This is a genomic window from Glutamicibacter sp. BW77 (assembly GCF_002332285.1).
Classification (GTDB): Bacteria; Actinomycetota; Actinomycetes; order Actinomycetales; family Micrococcaceae; genus Glutamicibacter; species Glutamicibacter bergerei.
Genome location: NZ_NRGT01000055.1, coordinates 21,561 through 23,873, shown reverse-complemented (window position 1 = coordinate 23,873; position 2,313 = coordinate 21,561). Strand labels below are relative to the sequence as shown.

The window sequence follows — 2,313 nt, the reverse complement described above, 5'->3', positions numbered from 1 at the left end:
GCAGTTCCGGGCATCTTTCGTGTACGCCCAGCATGGGCATTTCTTGGAGGTGAAAGTCCTTTGGCCGAGAGAAGGATTTTAAGGCCTAGCCGATGGCAACTGCGTCACTGCAAGGTGGGGTGGGGAGGAAGCCGGAGGCAAAACTCTGCACTGAGGAACACGAATCACATGTGAGGCATGTCCGTTGGGGTAAGCCAGCGCGAGATGCGAAGCCCGTTCCATCAACAAACGGCAGAATGATGGCTTGGCCTCGCTTGGGGGAACTGCACAGGAATTGGGGAACAGCAGCAATCGGAAAATGCACCACCGGCGCAATGACCTCAACAAATGAGTAGTGGCCATTGATCGTGAAATGGGATATCTGTCATGAATAGGTGGCATGAATTCCCCGGTGCATGACTGAGTCAGGCTGAATAGCTAGGCGAGATTCAGCATAGCTCCGACTGGATTATTTTTCACACCTTTCAGTTCAACAACCTGCCTAGCCTCTAGAACTTGGGAGGAGGCTGCCTGCTTCGACAAAAGGAGGTAAAAGTGGTGGGAAGTGCTACCGAAGTCCCGATACAAAACAAAATTAAAAGAACTTGTCTAAAGTCGCGTCATGATTCATTAGTCGGGGACTCTTAACGTGCATAGGCGGCGAATCGGGTGCTTGGGGGACTCGAAATCTCGCCGTCCGCATGGACGACTGAATGGCTTGCTGCTTGGGGCGCAAGCCGTTCAGTCGCTGAAGCAACGAAGGGTATCAATTAGTTGGGGTCTGATTGCATCCTGTGAATATCGGAATGGTAGGTCTGATTGGAGCCCCTTGGTTCTCCTTGGTGGTAGGGTCTACAAATATTAACCGGATAAGTGCGAGGCTTTGAAAAACCTCCTGGGGCGAAGTCGGTTACTGGACGCATCGATTTCGAAGTATGGGGACTTTATGGCAATTGATTCGGGAGCTGAAATTGCAAGGGTAAGCGATTCGGAACTGATTCAGGGCGCGCGCGTTGGAAATGAAGTGAGCCAAGAACGGCTGTACCAGCGCCACAAGCAAGTCGCGCTGGCAGTTGCCTATCGGCATACCGATAATCCGTCAGAAGCAGAGGACATTGTGTCCGAAGCTTTCTTGAGGGTCTTCGCAAGCCTCAAGCATGGGTCCGGGCCCACCGAATTCTTCCGCGCGTATCTGTTGACCTCCGTTTCCAGAGAGGCTTTCTCTAGAAACAGAGCTGCCCGGCGTGAATCCGACATCGATGAGATTGCTGAGTTTACGAGTGAAACCCCGGACGCTGACGAGGTCATGCGGCGCGCCGAATCAAAGATCGTTATCCGCGCCTTCAAATCGCTGCCTGAGCGATGGCGTGCAGTTTTGTGGCATAACGAAGTAGACGGACTTCCTCCCCGCGAGATCGCAACGATTCTTGGAATTACTCCAAACGCAGCGTCTGCCTTGGCCGTTAGAGCCCGTGAGGGGTTGCGCGAGTCTTACCTTGCTGCCCACCTCAAGGAACATGCAGACCTCATGGCTGATTGTGCGTCTGCGCGCAAGCAGCTTCCCGCTTTCATTCGAAATAACTTAAGTCCCAAGGCCGCTCGTTCGCTGAAGTCGCACCTTAAAAAATGCCCGGACTGTTCGCTTGTTTACGGCGAACTTGAGAACATCGGCGGGACCATGCGCAGCGTGGTGCTGCCATTGTTCGTTGGGGGAACCACTGTTTTGGGCATTTCAGCGTCAGGGGGAGTAGCGCAACTCGGTGGCGGAATTACTGCCGCTACCGGTGGTTCTTCGGCTGCAGTATCGACTGCCGGTTCCGGGGCTGCAGCTGTGGCGACGGGAACAGCGAGTGCTTCGGCAGTTGTGGCTGGAGTGGGAGCTGGCCTAGCTGCGTTGGCGGTGGCTGCATCAGCGGTCGGCATCTTGACGCCGCGTGTTGGCAGCCTTACAACAGCACCCGTTATGTTGCCCCAGGAGCGGCCCGTTGAACAAGATCCGGAAATCGTAGATCCGGTCGATGCGCCCTCCGCATTGGAGGACATCTTCATGGATCTCGTATCATTTGAGTCCGCCACGCCCGAATCGGAGGGCCGGGAGGGGCTGGATGACAGCCTAGTGCGCTTGCCTCTGCAGAGTCCAGAGGACCCGCGATCGGTTCTCCCCGATATCTCTATTACTGATTATCCTCTGGGCTTGGGCAAGCCGGGCACACCTACAATGCCGCCTGTAGCCGAAGCCTCGGATCATCCAATACCCGAACCTACGGTTGATCCTTCGCCTGAGCCAACGTCGGAGCAGACGCCTGAGCCGACTGTCGAGCCGACGCTGGAGCC

The 2,313-nt window shown here is 55.4% G+C and carries 1 protein-coding gene; it reads left to right on the top strand.

From position 1 onward, the window contains the following. Nucleotides 1-1,003 precede the first annotated feature (1,003 nt). On the top strand, nucleotides 1,004-2,313 hold a 1,310-nt coding region (locus CIK74_RS08175; RefSeq protein ID WP_170947799.1), incomplete at its 3' end, for a sigma-70 family RNA polymerase sigma factor.